The sequence below is a fragment of the Pseudogracilibacillus sp. SO10305 genome, assembly GCF_037072005.1.
In the GTDB taxonomy this organism is placed as follows: Bacteria; Bacillota; Bacilli; order Bacillales; family Amphibacillaceae; genus Pseudogracilibacillus; species Pseudogracilibacillus intestinigallinarum.
On the sequence record NZ_JAXHDE010000012.1, the window covers coordinates 75,825 to 93,211 of the forward strand.

General features: G+C 35.4%; 16 protein-coding genes. 3 read left to right on the forward strand and 13 right to left on the reverse strand.

Going from position 1 to position 17,387, the window contains the following annotated elements; translation table 11 throughout:
- Positions 1–160 precede the first annotated feature (160 nt).
- Both rlmD and SPD45_RS10505 read right to left on the reverse strand, forming a co-directional pair.
- Positions 161–1,540: a 23S rRNA (uracil(1939)-C(5))-methyltransferase RlmD gene (rlmD, locus tag SPD45_RS10500; protein WP_336267695.1), complete on the reverse strand. Its 1,380-nt coding sequence runs from the start codon at positions 1,538–1,540 to the stop codon at positions 161–163.
- Positions 1,541–1,654: 114 nt separating this feature from the next.
- Positions 1,655–3,349: a bifunctional diguanylate cyclase/phosphodiesterase gene (locus tag SPD45_RS10505; protein ID WP_336267696.1), complete on the reverse strand. Its 1,695-nt coding sequence runs from the start codon at positions 3,347–3,349 to the stop codon at positions 1,655–1,657.
- Positions 3,350–3,549: 200 nt separating this feature from the next.
- On the opposite strand from SPD45_RS10505, the gene SPD45_RS10510 reads away from it, so the two are divergent.
- Positions 3,550–3,783 (forward strand): hexameric tyrosine-coordinated heme protein, encoded by a 234-nt coding sequence (locus SPD45_RS10510; protein WP_336267698.1) that lies wholly within the window; start codon positions 3,550–3,552, stop codon positions 3,781–3,783.
- A gap of 3 nt (positions 3,784–3,786) precedes the next feature.
- Here SPD45_RS10510 and SPD45_RS10515 read toward each other — a convergent pair whose 3' ends face one another.
- The 11 genes from SPD45_RS10515 to SPD45_RS10565 all read right to left on the reverse strand — a co-directional run bounded on the left by SPD45_RS10515 (position 3,787) and on the right by SPD45_RS10565 (position 15,376).
- A complete protein-coding gene (locus SPD45_RS10515) occupies positions 3,787–3,948 on the reverse strand; it encodes a hypothetical protein (RefSeq protein WP_336267699.1) in 162 nt (53 codons plus the stop codon).
- A gap of 14 nt (positions 3,949–3,962) precedes the next feature.
- Complete coding sequence (locus tag SPD45_RS10520) at positions 3,963–5,921, reverse strand: sensor domain-containing diguanylate cyclase (RefSeq protein WP_336267700.1); 1,959 nt, start codon at positions 5,919–5,921, stop codon at positions 3,963–3,965.
- A gap of 128 nt (positions 5,922–6,049) precedes the next feature.
- On the reverse strand, positions 6,050–7,366 hold the full coding sequence (locus SPD45_RS10525) for a hemolysin family protein (protein WP_336267729.1): 1,317 nt from the start codon (positions 7,364–7,366) through the stop codon (positions 6,050–6,052).
- A 396-nt stretch (positions 7,367–7,762) separates the two neighbouring features.
- Positions 7,763–8,473: a LutC/YkgG family protein gene (locus SPD45_RS10530; RefSeq protein ID WP_336267701.1), complete on the reverse strand. Its 711-nt coding sequence runs from the start codon at positions 8,471–8,473 to the stop codon at positions 7,763–7,765.
- The gene (locus tag SPD45_RS10535; RefSeq protein ID WP_336267702.1) at positions 8,466–9,902 is read right to left on the reverse strand and encodes a LutB/LldF family L-lactate oxidation iron-sulfur protein; all 1,437 of its coding nucleotides are present in this window, start codon (positions 9,900–9,902) and stop codon (positions 8,466–8,468) included. Before SPD45_RS10535 ends, SPD45_RS10530 begins: the two co-directional genes overlap by 8 nt.
- Entirely contained in the window at positions 9,892–10,641 is a 750-nt protein-coding gene (locus SPD45_RS10540) for a (Fe-S)-binding protein (protein WP_336267703.1), read from the reverse strand. The genes SPD45_RS10535 and SPD45_RS10540 overlap by 11 nt, the downstream gene beginning before the upstream one ends.
- A 102-nt stretch (positions 10,642–10,743) precedes the next feature.
- A complete protein-coding gene (locus SPD45_RS10545; RefSeq protein ID WP_336267704.1) occupies positions 10,744–11,445 on the reverse strand; it encodes an ABC transporter ATP-binding protein in 702 nt (233 codons plus the stop codon).
- Positions 11,438–12,211 carry an ABC transporter ATP-binding protein gene (locus tag SPD45_RS10550; RefSeq protein ID WP_336267705.1) on the reverse strand — a complete coding sequence of 258 codons (774 nt, stop codon included), beginning with the start codon at positions 12,209–12,211 and terminating at the stop codon, positions 11,438–11,440. The genes SPD45_RS10545 and SPD45_RS10550 overlap by 8 nt, the downstream gene beginning before the upstream one ends.
- Positions 12,186–13,157, reverse strand: coding sequence for a branched-chain amino acid ABC transporter permease (locus SPD45_RS10555; protein WP_336267707.1), 972 nt, complete (start codon positions 13,155–13,157; stop codon positions 12,186–12,188). The genes SPD45_RS10550 and SPD45_RS10555 overlap by 26 nt, the downstream gene beginning before the upstream one ends.
- 27 nt (positions 13,158–13,184) lie before the next feature.
- Entirely contained in the window at positions 13,185–14,057 is an 873-nt protein-coding gene (locus SPD45_RS10560) for a branched-chain amino acid ABC transporter permease (protein WP_336267709.1), read from the reverse strand.
- Positions 14,058–14,203: 146 nt separating this feature from the next.
- The gene (locus SPD45_RS10565) at positions 14,204–15,376 is read right to left on the reverse strand and encodes an ABC transporter substrate-binding protein (RefSeq protein WP_336267710.1); all 1,173 of its coding nucleotides are present in this window, start codon (positions 15,374–15,376) and stop codon (positions 14,204–14,206) included.
- 216 nt (positions 15,377–15,592) lie between these two features.
- On the opposite strand from SPD45_RS10565, the gene SPD45_RS10570 reads away from it, so the two are divergent.
- On the forward strand, positions 15,593–16,888 hold the full coding sequence (locus SPD45_RS10570) for an arsenic transporter (RefSeq protein ID WP_336267712.1): 1,296 nt from the start codon (positions 15,593–15,595) through the stop codon (positions 16,886–16,888).
- A gap of 18 nt (positions 16,889–16,906) precedes the next feature.
- Positions 16,907–17,338, forward strand: a complete 432-nt coding sequence (locus SPD45_RS10575; protein ID WP_336267714.1) for an OsmC family protein — start codon at positions 16,907–16,909, stop codon at positions 17,336–17,338.
- Positions 17,339–17,387: the final 49 nt, after the last annotated feature.

Genomic DNA, 17,387 nt, shown 5'->3' on the forward strand with positions numbered 1-17,387 from the left:
GTCAACTCCCCTACCCAAAATCCATTCTATCAACTCAACCCCGAATTTCAGTGGTTTTAAAGCCAATAACAAAAAGGGTTTCACTTGTTTATTCACATAAAATAAACTTAGATGAAACCCTACAAACCTTGCTATATCAATACTTTAATTACTGATGTACTTATTCCCTAGACATCAATGCTACCAACTCCACATGATGCGTTTGAGGAAATTGATCTACTGGTTGTACCTTTTCCAGTTTGTAACCAAATGCGCTTAATTCTTTTATATCTATTGCGAAAGATGCAGGGTTACATGAAACATAAACGACACGTTCTGGTTGAGCTCGTCCGATTCGACGCATTACCTTTCCCCCTGCCCCTGATCTTGGAGGATCAAGTAATAAAACATCTGGTGTGCCAAATTGTTCTAACACTTCATCAATTCCGTGTCGAGCATCTTTAGCAAGAAAATACGTATTGTCGATACCATTATCCTTTGCATTACGTTTTGCTGACTCTATTGACGTTTCTACTATTTCAATACCAGCTAATGATTTCACTCGTTTTGCAAATGGTAATGAGAATGTACCGACCCCACAGAATAGATCAATCATCGTATCTGTTTCTTTCACATCTGCAAATTCCATTGCATAATCTACTAAATTTTCAGCTTGTTTTGGATTAGGTTGGAAGAATGTATCGAACCATAGACGGTAACGATATCCCATCAACTCATCATAAATAAAATCACGCCCAAGTAATACATGTTCTGCCTCAGCTTGAGCACGATCCGCCCAGTCACGGTTTTCCAGCCATAACAGGCCTTTTACAGATGGATATTTCGTCTCTATTATTTGAACTAACTCGTCCACATATGCGATGTTTTCAGGACTTTCTGTTGCAAAAATTGCTAATAAAATTTCTCCTGTTTTAAATCCACGACGTACCATCACATGACGAAAAATTCCTTCGTGTGTATCTTTGTTATACCCACTATATTCATAATTTTTCACCCAATGAGCAATTTCTAATACAGCTTCTTTCATTTCCTCATGCATTAAGAAACATGTTTCTAATGGGATAATGCGACGAAAATTTCCTTGTTCGTGCAATCCTAATGAACCATCTGTTGCAAAAGTAAATTCCATTTTATTACGATAAAACCACGGTTCGTCCATGCCAAGTGTATGAGCAACTAAATTGTCATCAAACCCTTCACTTCGAACCATTTCTTTCACATAATTTGTTTTAGTTTCTAATTGTTCTTCATAACTGAAATGTTGCCAAATACAACCACCACATAACTCAAAATGAGGACATCTCGCTTCCACCCTTTGTGAATGAGGTGTAATGATTTTATCTGGTTTACATTTCCATCTTCTTTTTTCTGGACGTTCCACTGTTACTTGAACATCTTCTCCAACTAATGTATATGGAATCGTAAGTCTTAATTTACGTTCATTTCCTTTTTCATTTTTTCTCCAAACAGCTGCTTGTCCTTGCCCTTTATCATTTAAACGATGAATATTCGTTATAAATGTTTCGCCTTTTATCGTCACAAGTAAATCCTCCTAAACTTATTACATATCATATATTATAGTTTATCTAAAGCGGAATAGATAGTTTTCTTTTCATGGAAAAACATCCTTCCATAATCGAAAGGATGCTTTCTATCATTCGTTATTTTCTCCATAAAATTCGATAATTTTTTCTGGTTCTACTGGTTTACTCCAATAGTAGCCTTGTCCTTCATAACAATCTTGTTGTTGTAAATAGTCTAATTGTTCTTTCGTTTCTACACCTTCTGCGACAATATTGAAAAATAAGTTTTCACCTAGATTTATAATCGTATTGACAATCATTTCATCTTGCTCGTCTAAATTTGAAATAAACGATTGATCGATTTTAATCGTTGAAATTGGCAATTGCTTCAAATAACTTAAAGAAGAATAGCCTGTCCCAAAATCATCAATCGACACGTACACACCTAGATTCCGAAGTCTTTCCAGTATAGGTTGTGAACCTTGAATATCTAAAATAGTTCCCTCGGTTATTTCTAAATCAATATATTTTGGGTCTAAATCCTCTTTCTCTAACATCTCTCTTAAATTCTCTACAAAACAATCTGTTCTGAATTGTATAGGTGAAACATTGATAGAAGCACGATTGATGAAAATTCCATCCTCATGCCATTGTTTCATTTGTTTAATAACTGTCTGTAGTACCCAATTTCCAACCGGAATGATGGAACCAATTTCTTCCAATATAGGAATAAATTCAGCAGGACTTACTATCCCTAACTCTGGATGTGTCCATCGAAGCAATGCTTCAACACCGTTTATTTTATTCGTTTTTATATCAATAATTGGTTGATATACAACATGAAACTGTTCTTCCTGTAATGCTTTTCGTAATCCAAGTTCCAATTCTGTATATCTTTTTTGTTCAACATTTTGATCATCCGTATTAAAACAATGTGAATTCCCAAATTGTTCTTTTGCATGATACATAGCCGTATCGGCTTTCTGAACATTATTTTGTAACATGTCCACTCGACATGAATGATGTAATTCCAATTTTTCTATACTTATCCCGATACTAACAGATATAGTGACCCTTTCTTGCTTCATTTGAAATGGTACACTTAACTGTTGTTTTATAAGGCTAATCGTCTCCAAAATTTCTTTTTTAGAAGAAACATTAAATAAAAATATAATGAACTTGTCTGCTCCTTCTCTAATAAGAAGATCTTCCGTTCCAATGATATTTTCTAGTCGTTTAGCGACATTTTTTAGTATTAAGTTTCCTGTATCAAAACTAAATGTATCGTTAATAGCCTTAAAACGATCGATATCTATCATTAACACACTGATAGTAGCGTCATTTGCACATTCAGCTTTCATCGCTAGCCAACCATCTAGCATATTTCGATTTGGTAATCCTGTTAATGGATCATAATAGGCAACCCTTTTTAATTTTTCTTCGTATTCTTTTCGCTGCGTAATTTCATACCGTATCGCTATATACTCATACGGTTTTCCTTTTTCATTTAAAAATGGAACGATGGTCGTATCTACCCAATAAAAAGTCCCATCTTTTGCTCTGTTTTTAATTTCTCCTTGCCATATTTTTCCGTTCCCAATTGTCCGCCACATTTCTTTAAAAAATTCTCGGGAATGATACCCAGAGTTAACGATATTTTGATAACTTCCAATTAATTCTTCCCGACTATACTTAGACGTTTCACAAAACCGATCATTTACAAATGTAAGGACACCTGTTTTATCCGTAATCGCAACAATGGCAGATTCATTTAAGGCATACTGAATATTTTTCAATTTATTTACTAGTTGATTTTCATTATCCAACTTACTCAAATCCTTCCTTTTGGAAACAAATAATTCGAAGCAACCACTTCTCGACTATGACTATTATACTATACAAAAAAGAAATATTTCTGTAAAAAAACTTATTTTTTCAAATTTTTTCGTATTCTATCCTTCAAATGAATTTTCACTTATTTAATACCCTTGAATAAATATATATAAACGAAAGGAGATAGTTACCTATGAAACAAACTTGGCTTCCTTCATTAAAAACGAAAAATCCCCAAGAAGGATTTGAATTAGCTATCAAACTTGCCCAAAAAGGGGTAGAATACACACAACCATCAGAGGCCATTCGAAACAAACTACGACCAAAATATTCAAGGAATGCAAATAGCTTAATTCGTGCTTCTGAAGTAATATCTATTCATTTCCAAACTGTTGCAAGAGCGAATAATTATTGGCAAAGAAGGTAATGCTTATTTCTGTTCGTTCATACTTGAACGAACAGAATATATCGTTATATTGTTCCCACATAACTCTCTAGCCTTTTTTCGAGCTTCCGCTTGTGTTCGCCCACGGACTGTATGTTTCATTCCATCAGATGTTTCTACAATAAATTTCTTTTCTCCACATCTCATTTCTCCATACTCCTTTATTCATAAAAAATATTATTCCCACCATTATTTTTCACTTGATATAATGCAGCATCCGTTTGTTCTAAAAATTTCATATATGATAGATTGCTAGTTGGTACACAATGATTGACCCCAATACTAACCGTCACGTACGGCTTATTTTCTGAAACTTGTTGGATAATTTTCAATTGCTCTATCGCACTTCGTATATTCTCAGCAATATTCAACGTGTCTTGGACATTTTTATTTTGTAACAGTACGACAAATTCTTCTCCACCATACCGATACACTTTTCCGTGTTCTTCCTGAGCAATTCGCTCCATCGTCCTTGCAATTTCTATTAAACAATCATCACCAGCTAAATGTCCATAACAATCATTAAACTTCTTAAAAAAGTCTACGTCTATCATCATTAAACTAATGCTACGATCATGTTGAATCGCTTCGTCCCATACTTTCTCATAATCTTCATTAAATGCACGACGGTTATAAACTGCTGTTAAACTATCTTTTACCGCTATATCTTTCAATTGTTGTTCCACTTTTTTTCTATCAGTAATATTTCTTGAAAACATGTACATTCGATTCAACCGTGCATCATTTGAAAAAATCTTTTTCGCTGATGATTCAATCCAAATATAGGTGCCATCATTTCTCTTTATTCTAAATGTTATGACTGCATATCCAGAAGTATCTAGCTTTCTATACCATTTTAAAATTTGTTCCTTATCCGCTTCATGAACTAAATGTACACCAGTTTTTCCGATTAATTCATCAGGATCATACTGTAAAATTTCCTTTGCCGCTGGAGAAATATACGTGAATTTCCCGTTGTTTTCATGGACAGAAATGATGTCACTAGAATATTCAGCAATCGTTCTAAACTTTTCTTCACTCTCCATTAATGAGATGACTTGCTCTTCAATTAAGTCGGCCATTTTATTAAAATTATGACTTAATTCCTTAAATTCCTGTGCATCGCTATTTATTTCCTCAATCCGGTGTCCCCATTCGCCGTTACCGATTTTCCTAGTACCTTTTAATACTCTATCAATCGATTTTTGGATATGTTGCGATAGAAAAAGGATCATACATAACCCAAGTAACGCTGACACTACATACCCAAGAATAAATATTTTAACAATTCCTTTGAACGGAGCATATATATTTTCCTTATTTTTTTCACCAATGATCAACCAACGATCATCATTTACCCATACGTAATTTCCTAATACTATTTCTCCATCATTGGACTCATACATGTCATTCGGTTCTTCATGTAAAATTGCCTTTTCATAAATATCAGAATGGATTTTCTCGCCAAAATCCCCTTTGCTAGAATTAGTAATGAATCTCCCATCATTATCCGTAATATACGTTTCAGCAGATTCATCTTTATAGCTTCCCATTACTTCATTGATGGTTTCTAACTTCACCGCTCCAACTAACACACCGTTAAAATTATTTTGTTCATCTAAAACTGGCGCTGAAAATGTCACAATTTTATTTTTACTAATCTTGCCATAAAAGGCATCTGAAATATATGCATTGCCTTTTTTTGCTTCTTTAAAATAATCTTGACTAGAAACATCAATATTCGTAATATTTGATGTCGTCTCCTCAATGATACCTTGTTTATTTGCATATGCAACAGTATCAAAACCTGCATGATTTTTCTTTATTTCTTCAATCATATTAGTCATAAATATATCATCATCAATATTTTTACGTGAAATCTCTGCCATTGTCTTCAATTGAACTAAATGTTCTTCTAACCAATTACTAATGAACATTTTTTGAATATGGATTACTCGATTAATTTCATTTTCCGCATCTACTAGTCGCTGCTCTTTTCCTATAAACAGAAGTGGAGAAAAAATAAAAAGTGCTAAAACGAGGGAAAACACAATATAAAAAAGAATAATTCTCCCCTTCAATGTTCTTAAACCAAATTTATTATGTATACGATTTAACAATATATAAATGCCTCACTTTATTCCGATTATATAAGTTAGTTTCTATACCAATCATAAAGCAATGGTGGAAATTATTATAATAAAATAACCTAATTTTTGTAAAAAAAGAAACATAAGCATCCCTTTGCTTACGTTTCTTCCTCTTTGTTTTCTTCATATAATTTTTTAATTTCGACCGTTTTAATTTGGTATCCTTCAATTTCTAATACAGTAAATTGGAAATTTTCATGTTTTATCATTGTACCTACTTCAGTTGCATCTAAATTTTTCGCAAAAATCCAACCACCGATTGTGTCAATATCTTCTTCATCTAAATGTGTGCCGATCAATTCATTTATTTCATCTAATTGAACTTTACCAGAAACGACTAACGTATCGTTTTCTTTTTCTTCTATTTCTTCCTGCTCATCTTCGTCAAATTCATCACGAATTTCTCCAACGATTTCTTCTAAAATGTCCTCTACTGTAACAAGCCCAGCCGTTCCTCCATATTCATCGATAACAACTGCCATATGGATTCGGTCTTTTTGCATTTTTAATAATAATTGGCGAATTGGTGTTGCTTCTGAAACATGAATGATTGGTCGAACGTATTGGTCAATAGTGACGGGTTGTTCTTCCTTTAAACGTGCCGTAAAAATTTCCTTTACGTTTACAAGCCCGATAATATTATCTTTATCTCCATCTGCAACTGGATATCTTGTAAATTGGCCATCATAGACGACATCTAAGTTCGTTTGAAAACTATCTTCTTTATAAAAACAAATCATTTCTGTTCGTGGTACCATAATTTCTTTTGCAACTCGTTCATCAAATTCAAAAATATTATTCACGTATGTCATTTCAGCTTGATTAATTTCACCGCTCTTATAACTTTCCGATAAAATAATGCGTAACTCTTCCTCTGTATGTGCTACTTCATGCCCGTCCATCGGCTTAAATCCGAATAAACGAATGAATATACGGGCAGACCCGTTTAATAACCAAATGAATGGGTACATGATTTTATAGAACAAAATTAATGGTCTTGCTAAAAATAATGTAAGAGCTTCTGCTTTTTGAATGGCTATTGTTTTTGGTGCTAATTCTCCAATAACAACGTGTAAATACGTAATCGTAAAGAAAGCTATACCAAATGATAAGATAGACGCTACCGCCTGATTGATGGCTAACTCATCAAACAATGGACCGAGCAATCGCATAATTGTCGGCTCTCCTAACCATCCTAGTCCAAGGGCTGTAACTGTAATTCCTAATTGACAGGCAGATAAATAGCCGTCTAAATTACTTAAAATTTTCTTTACGAGTATTGCGTTTTTATTTCCTTCTTCAATTAAATAATCAATTCTTGTCGTTCTTACTTTTACAATAGCAAATTCCGTTGCAACGAAAAATGCTGTCATTAAAATTAATAAGGCGACTAAAGTTATATTTAATATAATCAAATATGTTCCTTGTACCTCGATCAATACAAGGAATTCACCTCCTGATTAGGTCATCCTTTTCGTTATTTTTCTCTAAAACGAAATAGTTATATTTTTGCGTCACCTACTTGTCCGAATTTAAGGTAAATTCCATTTAATTTTATCATAATTCTGATGAAAATTACATATAGAACTGCTTATTTCAGCAATTTTTTGTCATTTTATTCTATCATTTAATCAAAACAAAAAAAGAGTTTGAAACATAAGTTAGTAAAAGATTTCGTAATACGAATATAAAATGCGAGATTCTCGTCCTAAAAATATACTTAGCTATTTCTAGTTATCATTCGTATTGCTTTTAACCCTTTGTTTGTTTCAAACTCTTTTCTTCATCGTTTTACGTATCCATTCCGAATATTAACGATCTGTCACAATAATATACGACACTTTCACTGGACCATGTACACCTACAACTAAATTATATTCAATATCTGCACTATTACTTGGTCCAGACACAAAATTCACACATGAGGCAATCGTTTCTCCTGCTTCAATTCGACGGTTAATCTCCTCAGCAGCTTGTGTCATGCGAGGTACTAGCGTACTTAACGGAATAATACCGATAAATGTCTCCGGTAAAAGTCCAATCGCTCTACCCTTATCTTTATCATTAAACATGACCATTGTCGCCGATTCCGCTAACGTAATATCTGAAAACATAATGCCTGTTTGTGCTCGTTCAGTCACGATAACATTTTCCTCACCTTTGGCCGGATCCCACCGATAAACAAAATCTTCCTCCGAAAAATCTTTTAAACCAAATGCTGTAAAGCGAGCGTCCTTGGAAATAACTACTTCGCCATTTCCATGTGCTTTTACTAAATTTCTTAATACGTTATCTAATGATGCAGCAGTCGTTTCCACTACGTCGGTTAAAATTTTTTCACATTCCCTATAAAACACCGGTAATAGGTCTACACCTGCAATATGTGCTAAAACATCCTTTTCTGGTGTAAATAATCGTTTAGGACGTTCAATCGGGTTCGCCATATCTCTCGGTTTGCGATGCATTTTCCCTGCGATTTTTTCTAAAAATTTCGTTCTATGTTGAATGGTCCCTTTATTCATGATGTTCACCAGCCTTATGTTTTTTAAACCACTTTCTGAAGTCTAATCCGTCTGGTGTTGGGAAATCTCGAATATCTGTCCATTCCTTTAAAGGTCCGACACCAGTTGAAATCTTTCCTTTTTTTCTAAATGGTGTAGCACCAACTTTTGCCGATTTCATCGCTAATTCATACAATGATGGTGTCGCAACGACAGAACCATATCCTTTCATTGCTGCTTTTTCTGCCTGGCTAAAATCACCTTCTCCACTAACAATCCGTTCACGATGACGAACTAATAAATCATGTAATGGAATTTTTACTGGGCATGCTTCCGTACAGGCTGCACATAGACTCGATGCATATGGTAAATCACCATATTCTTCATACCCTTCTAAAATCGGCGTTAAAACTGCTCCAATAGGTCCTTGATAAATCGTTCCATATGCATGCCCACCAATTTGTCGGTAAACAGGGCATACGTTCACACATGCAGCACAACGGATACAATGTAATGCTTCTTGGAATTCCGTCCCTAAAGCATTTGAGCGCCCACCATCTAAAATAACTAAATGAAAATCTTTCGGTACATCGACCGTTCCCTCTTCTGTATCTGGTGCTATAACTGTCACGTATGTTGATAAATTTTGCCCGACTGCACTTCTACAAAGTAAACTAACTAATACGTCTAAATCTTCCCAATCTGGAACAATTCGTTCCATCCCCATTACGACAATTTGTGTATCTGGCATAGTTGTAGCCATATTTGCATTTCCTTCATTCGTTACAAGTGCAACAGAACCTGAATTTGCAACGGCAAAATTACATCCTGTAATACCAACTTCCGCTTCAACAAATTTTTCACGTAACACTTCTCGCGTATAACTCGTTAATTCTGATGGGTCTTCTGTGCCTGTATATCCAATCTTTTCTGTATACATATCACGAATTTGTTCTTTATTTCTATGTAACGAAGGAGCGACAAAATGTGATGGACGATCTTCATCAATTTGCAAAATATATTCCCCTAAATCTGTTTCTAATACGTCACAACCGATTCCTTCTAATGTTTTGTTTAATTCGATTTCTTCGGTTACCATCGATTTTGTTTTCACTACTTTTGTCGCCTCTTTTTGTTGGACGACTTGTTTAATATAATCACTTGCTTCTTCACGTGTTTCAGCAAAATACACATGTCCCCCACGTTCCTGTACTTTTTCACTCAACATATGTAAATAATAATCTAAATTATTTAATGTGTGACGTCGTATCTCTGCCCCCGCTTCACGCCATGCTTCCCAGTCTCCAAACTGAGTATCGTCTTCCGTTGCACTCAGTTTTTTACTTCGTAAACTATCTTGTGCATTCGCGATAGCATTACGCATAAATGTATCTTTTACTTCTTCTTCGACACTTTCTTTAAATGGAAGGTCTCCAATTTTAATCGACATATTTTTTCTCTCCTTCCTTTTTGAATGCATCATTTAATACTTCCGCAATATGCAAAACTTGAATCGGTTTTTGTAATCGTTCCAATCTTCCTTTTATATTCATTAAACAACTACCATCTGCACCGATGACTACTTCTGCTCCTGACTCTTCTATGTGACGAATTTTTTCATCCACCATTTGCTCTGATATTTTGGACATTTTTACCGAAAATGTCCCACCAAAACCACAGCAATCATAATAATTCGATAAAGGGACTATTTCTAATCCTTCCACATTATCCAAAAGTTGACGTGGTGGATTCGATACCCCTAATAACCGTGTCATATGGCATGAAGCATGATAGGTTGCTTTTTTTGGAAACGATGCCCCTATGTTTGTCTTTCCTAACTTCTCTACGATAAATTGTGTAAATTCGTATGTTTTTTCTTTCAATGCTTGTGCACGTTCTAGCCAAAATTTATCATCTTTCAATAAATCGACATAGCCATAAATCATTCCAGCACATGATCCTGACGGTGTCACTACATACTCAGACATTTCGAACGCTTTAATCGTCTGTTTTGCTCCTTTTATCGCATCTTCACGGTACCCACCATTGTAAGCAACTTGTCCACAACATGTTTGTGCTTGTGGCAAATCTACCTCACATCCGAGCCGTTCTAATATTTCTACCACATCAATTCCAACTTTTGGTGTAAACATTTCACCAAGACAAGTCATAAATAAAGAAACCTTCATCGTCTTCTCTCCTAACTATCTGTATATACTCGATGTCCATACAAAAGAAAAAGGGTAATGATAGATTTGGCAAAAGATTACCGTCATCATTACCTTTTTCATTTATCCACCTAAATACGCTTCAGCAATACTCGTGTTTTCAAGCAATTCTTTTGCTTCGCCTTCCATTGCTAGACGGCCTGTTTCGATCACATACCCATAGTCAGCAATTTTTAATGCTTGTTTCGCGTTCTGCTCTACTAGAAGAATCGTCGTTCCGTCACTATTAATTTCTTTAATCATTTTAAAAATATCTGCAACGATTAAAGGAGCAAGACCCATAGAAGGCTCATCCAGCAACAATAATTTTGGACGTGCCATTAATGCACGAGCTATTGCAAGCATCTGTTGTTGTCCACCAGACATTGTTCCGGCTAATTGTTCTTTTCGTTCCGCTAAAATAGGGAAGATTTCCATCATTCGATCCATATCTTTTTTCACTTCATTATCTGAACGATAAAATGCTCCCATTTCTAAATTTTCCAGTACGGTCATATTCGCTAACATGGCGCGTCCTTCTGGAACGAGCGTCAATCCTTTTCGAATTAACTGATCTGGTCGAGCATTCGTAATATCTTCTCCTAAAAATTGTATCGAGCCCTCTTTGGGACGTAAAAATCCGATAATTGTTTTCATCATCGTCGTTTTCCCTGCACCATTTGCCCCTAAGATCGTAACAATTTTTCCTTCTTCCACATGCAAATCGATTCCTTTTAAGGCTTGGATATTTCCATAATATGTGTGTACATTCGAAACTTTAAGCACTTTCATCATCCTCTTCAGTACCTAAGTAAGCTTTAATTACTTCAGGGTCTTTTTGAATCTCTTCTGGATCACCTTCTGCAATTTTCTTTCCGAAGTTTAATACAACGAGACGATCACAAGTTTTCATAACGAGTGGCATATCATGTTCGATTAATAAAATCGTAATACCCATCTCTTTAATTTTCATAATTAAATGGTGTAGTTCTGCCGTCTCTCGCTCGTTCATTCCTGCAGCTGGTTCATCTAATAGAATTAGTTTCGGGTCACTCGCTAATGCCCGTGCAATTTCTAACCGACGTTGTTGCCCATAAGATAAATTCTTTGCAATATCATCATATTGATCTAATAAATTAACCGTTTCTAATAAATCCATCGCTTTTGCACGAATATTATTTTCTTCTTGTTTTTGTGATTTCGTTCGTAAAACACTTTTTAACACACCAGATACTGTACGGCTATGTGTCCCAACGAGCACATTATCTAATACCGTCATTTCTGGGAAAAGCCGGATATTTTGGAATGTACGACAAATTCCTTTATCCGTAATTTTATGTGGTTTCAATCCACTAATTACTTCATCTTTAAATGTAATTTCTCCAGAGGAAGGTGTATAAAACGAAGTAATCATATTAAACATCGTCGTTTTTCCTGCACCATTCGGGCCGATGATACCAAGAATTTCTCCTTCATTAATTGAAAAGGAAACATCTGTTAACGCTTGAATTCCACCAAAATTTTTACTAATTTTCTTCACGTTTAGTACCATCTTTTTTCCCTCCTTTAAAACGTTTTTTTACCCAACGTAACATTCTTTCGTCAATAATTCCTTGTGGTCTATAAGCCATCATAACAACGAGGAGTACCCCATAAATCATAAAGCGATAATCGCTAATGCTACGTAATATTTCGGGTAATAATGTTAAAAATGATGCTCCAAAAATAGCCCCAACGACTACTTCACTACCACCAAATACGGAGAATACTAATATTTCAACTGCCTTATGGTAAGAGAAATCTGCTGGACTAATATACGATAAAACATGTGCATATAATGCCCCAGCAAATCCTGCTAAAATTGCACCTTGTGTAAATGACAATACTTTATAATATGTCACATTAATTCCCATCGTTGCTGCCGCATCCTCGTCCATATTAATCGCCGAATACGCACGACCGACACGTGAATTTTTTTGTCTTAGGAAAAACCAAATTAATAAAATATCAATAATAAGTAATACGAGAAAAATTGCTGAAAACACGAATTGGTTTGGTGTTAATCCGAGATTATTTGGATCAAATCCAAATCCTTCGAAAAAAGTTAATATTTCTTTTCCTAATTGGGGAATCCCTGAAATACCGATCGCACCCCTTGTAATTTCCTCGGTGTTAATTAGAACGACTCGGACAATTTCACCAAAACCTAATGTCGCAATAGCTAAAAACACCCCGGTTAAACGCAATGATGGAATGCCGATAATAATTCCTAATATTCCAGCTAACAATGTACCAGCGATAATTCCAACAATGATAGACACTTCAAAATTCGTTGTTAAAAGTGCTGTCGTATATGCACCGATCGCCATGAAACCCGCACTACCTAATGATAATTGCCCTGAAGCAAGTGTAATATATATACTTAAAGCTAAAATAATATTAATAAGAATAAAAGAAGCCACTTGTAAATAATATGGGTTAATAAATTCACCTAACATCCTCGTTCACCTCCTAAATGCATCCAATTATGCTGTTTTCTTTCCAAATAATCCTTGAGGACGTAGTAATAAAATAATGATGATCATCACGAATGCAATTGCATCACGATAACCTGATAGACCGATCGCTACGATAACTGTTTCAGATAATCCTAGAATCATTCCACCAACTACCGCACCTTTCACACTACCCATTCCACCTAAAATGATAATTGCAAGTCCTTTTAAACCGATAGCTAATCCCATTTGTGGGTTTACAGAACTAAACGCCATCCCTACTAGAATACCGGCAATACCACCAATGACAGATGCTAATACGACTGTTGCTGTAATCATTCTCTTCGTATTTACCCCTAGTAAACTAGCAGTATCTAAATCTTCTGCCGTGGCACGTAATGCTTTTCCACCTTTTGTTTTTAATAACCAGTAAGAAAGTCCAATCATTAATGCAATCGCAATAAAAAAGATGACTAGTTGGACTGTATAAATCGTTACAGAACCAATCGTAAAACTAGTATCCAACCAACCACTTTCAACTGGATGGTTTCCAGAACCAAAATATTGGTCTGCTGCGTTTTCTAAAAAGATAGAAACCCCTATCGTACTAATGAGCGGAGCTAAGTGCGAACTTTCTGAACTTTTTCGTAAAGGTCGTAAAGCTAATAATTCCAATAAATATCCCATAATTCCTGTTACGATTGCCGCAACTAAAAATGCTAACCATAATGGAAGCCCAAATGTTGTAGTAATAACAACACCCATAAAAGCACCGAACATAAAAATTTCCCCGTGTGCCATATTGATGATACCGAGTACACCGAATACGAGCGTATACCCGAGGGCAACCATAGCATATATACTCCCAGTCGTTAAACCATTAATTAATTGTTCTAGAAACATGCTATCACATCCTTATTCATGAAAAAACGATAAAATAAAGGGTAAAACACGAACAATTTTAAAGAAAATAAAATGATTCTTCTCAAATGTTCGTGTTCAAACAAACCTTCTCTTTATCGCTTCATCAATCATTCATTCTTTATTTTTTATTCCATCTCAACAAATTTTCCGTCTTTAATCGTTAGAACGATCGGATCCATTACGATGTCTCCCTCTTCATCAAATGACATCGTTCCTAAAATCCCTTCAAAGTCTTGCGTTTCTAAAAGAGCTTCACGTAGTTTTTCAGAATCTGCATCTCCTGCACGCTTTAATGCGTCAGCCATAATATATAAACCATCATACGCTTGTGCAGCGAATTGGTCTGGTGCTTTACCAAACTCTTCTGTATATTTTTCAACGAATGCTTGTACACGTTCATCATCACTATCTGTAAACCAAGGAGTTGCAACTACTAATCCATCTGCGTCATCTCCTGCGATTTCAATTACTTGTGGAGAGTTAAATCCATTTCCACCGACGAATGGAACGTCAATACCCATTGAGCGAGCTTGTTTCATTAATACTGCACCCTCATTATATAATGCAGAAGCTAAAACTAAATCAGGGTCTGCTTGTTTAATTTTTGATAGTTGTGCTTTATAGTCACTTTGTCCTTGTTGGAACGTTTCTGTCGTAACAACTTCCAAATCTAACTCTTCAGCCGCGGCTTTCATTGCATCATAGCCAGCTTTTGTAAATACGTCATCATTTCCATATAATAATGCAACTGTTTTTGCATCCACTTCATCTGCTGCTTTTTCAACTGAAGCAGGAATTGCTAATGTTTCAGGAATAGAGTCTCTAAATACATAATCACCAATTTGTGGAATTCCTTCTGCTGTAACAGATGTTCCTAAAATTGGAATACCATTTTGATCTGCAACTGGTGCCACTACTTCGAACTCTGTACTTAAAGTCGGTCCGATTAATCCAACGATATCCTCTGAGTTCATTAATTTTTGAGCAGCTGATAATGCCTGGTCTGCTTCCCCAGCTGAGTCTTCAATTAATAATTCAATATTAACATCGCCAGCTTCATTTAATTCTTCTTGTGCCAATTTCAGGCCGTTCGTAATCGCCTCTCCATAAGCCGCACCTGAACCGGTCATAAATGAAACTACACCAATGTTTGCAGAAACAGTCTCACCGCTTCCACCACCATTGTTGTTTCCATTATCATTATCCGATGAACTTGAGCTGTTCCCACCACATGCAGCGAGGACAACCATTGCCATAACAGCAATCATCGTAAGGATAAACTTTTTCGTATTCTTCATCTTGCTCCCCCTCAAATTTTTATATTATTTGTTTAATGAGATAAAGAAAAGTATAATAAGATTTTTCTGAAAAATCAAGTTATTCGATAAAATCAGACGGACAATTTTGATAAATCCGTAATTGACGGTATTCCTTAACTTCTATATGATAAATGTGATGTTTTAAATCTATTTCATCTATTCTTAAAATATTTTATATAAAGGAGGGGCCTATTCGTGCAAGTTTTTTTAGCTATAACGATTTTTGTCATTACGCTCATTCTCGTTATTTGGCAACCTCGTAATCTATCAATCGGTTGGTCTGCCTGTGGTGGAGCTGTTATCGCTATTATCGTCGGTGTCGTCGATATTAAAAGTGTCCTTGAAGTTACCGATATCGTTTGGAATGCCACACTCGCCCTTATAGGTATTATTATTATTTCATTAATTTTAGATCATATTGGTTTTTTCGAATGGGCCGCACTCCATATGGCACGTATTGCGAAGGGAAATGGAGTCCTTATGTTCATTTATGTGACCATCTTAGGAGCGATTGTCTCTGCCTTATTTACAAATGATGGAACTGCGCTCATATTAACACCAATCGTATTAGCGATGGTGCGCGCCCTTCATTTTGATGACAAGATGGTATTTGCTTTTATTATGGCAAGTGGATTTATTGCCGATACTACGTCCTTACCTTTTATCGTAAGTAACTTAGTTAACATCGTTTCAGCAGATTATTTTGGTATTGGCTTCGTCGAATATGCAATCCATATGATTGTGCCAAATTTATTTGCATTACTCGCAAGTATCATCGTCCTTTATTTATATTTTCGTAAAAGTATCCCAAAAACGTATCAGATGCATCAGTTAAAACAACCGAAAGAAGCAATCCGCGATATAAAGTTATTTTATCTAGCTTGGCCAATATTAGGGGTTCTTTTATTAGGTTATTTTGGAAGTGAATTCGTGCGTGTCCCTGTTTCCATAATCGTTTCGATCGTTGCAATACTATTTTTAATCGTTTCTAGAAAAAGTCCTGTTGTACATACGAAAGAAATAATGAAAGGTGCACCATGGGCTATCGTCTTTTTCTCAATAGGAATGTATGTTGTCGTATACGGGTTAAGAAATGTTGGATTAACGAGCTTGTTAGCCCAACTGATTGATTATGGTGCTTCACATGGATTGTTTATCGGAACGATGGTTATGGGTTTTTTATCTGCTATTTTATCTTCTGTGATGAACAACTTACCTACAATTTTAATTAATACACTTGCAGTTGCCGAGACAGATCAAGTTGGAGTCATGAAAGATGCACTTATTTATGCCAATATTATCGGTGCTGATTTAGGTCCAAAAATCACACCAATTGGTTCATTAGCAACACTTTTATGGTTACATGTGTTAGCATTAAAAGGAATCAAAATTTCATGGGGAACTTATTTTAAAGTAGGAATCGTGTTAACAATTCCAGTTCTATTCATGACATTATGTGGATTATACATATGGTTACTCATTTTACAATAATCTAGGAGGATATATTATATGCCAACGGTAACATTTCAAGCACATATTCGTTCAGATGAAGGTGTCCGCTCTATTGCCAAAATAAATCGACATGAAATGATCATCGATGAACCGCCCCGATTAGGTGGAACGGATCAAGGTCCTAATCCTTTGGAGTACGTTTTAGCTGCACTTGGTGGTTGTATCAATGTTCTAGCTCATTCATTTGCTCCACAGTTCAATGTTGAAATTCAAGACTTACAAGTACATGTTGAAGGAGATTTAAATCCAGACGGCTTCCGTGGCATAGACCCCGATGCAAAAGTTGGTTACGAAGAAATTCGTTATGAGGTCACAGTCGATTCCCCTTCTGCCAACGAAAATATTGAAGCATTATTGGCACATGTGGATGCATTTTGCCCTGTCAAAGATTCATTATTGGGGACAAAAATTGTCCGAACGAACAAATAAATCACTTTCAAAACAAAACACGTTTGCTCATGTGATCATGGAACAAACG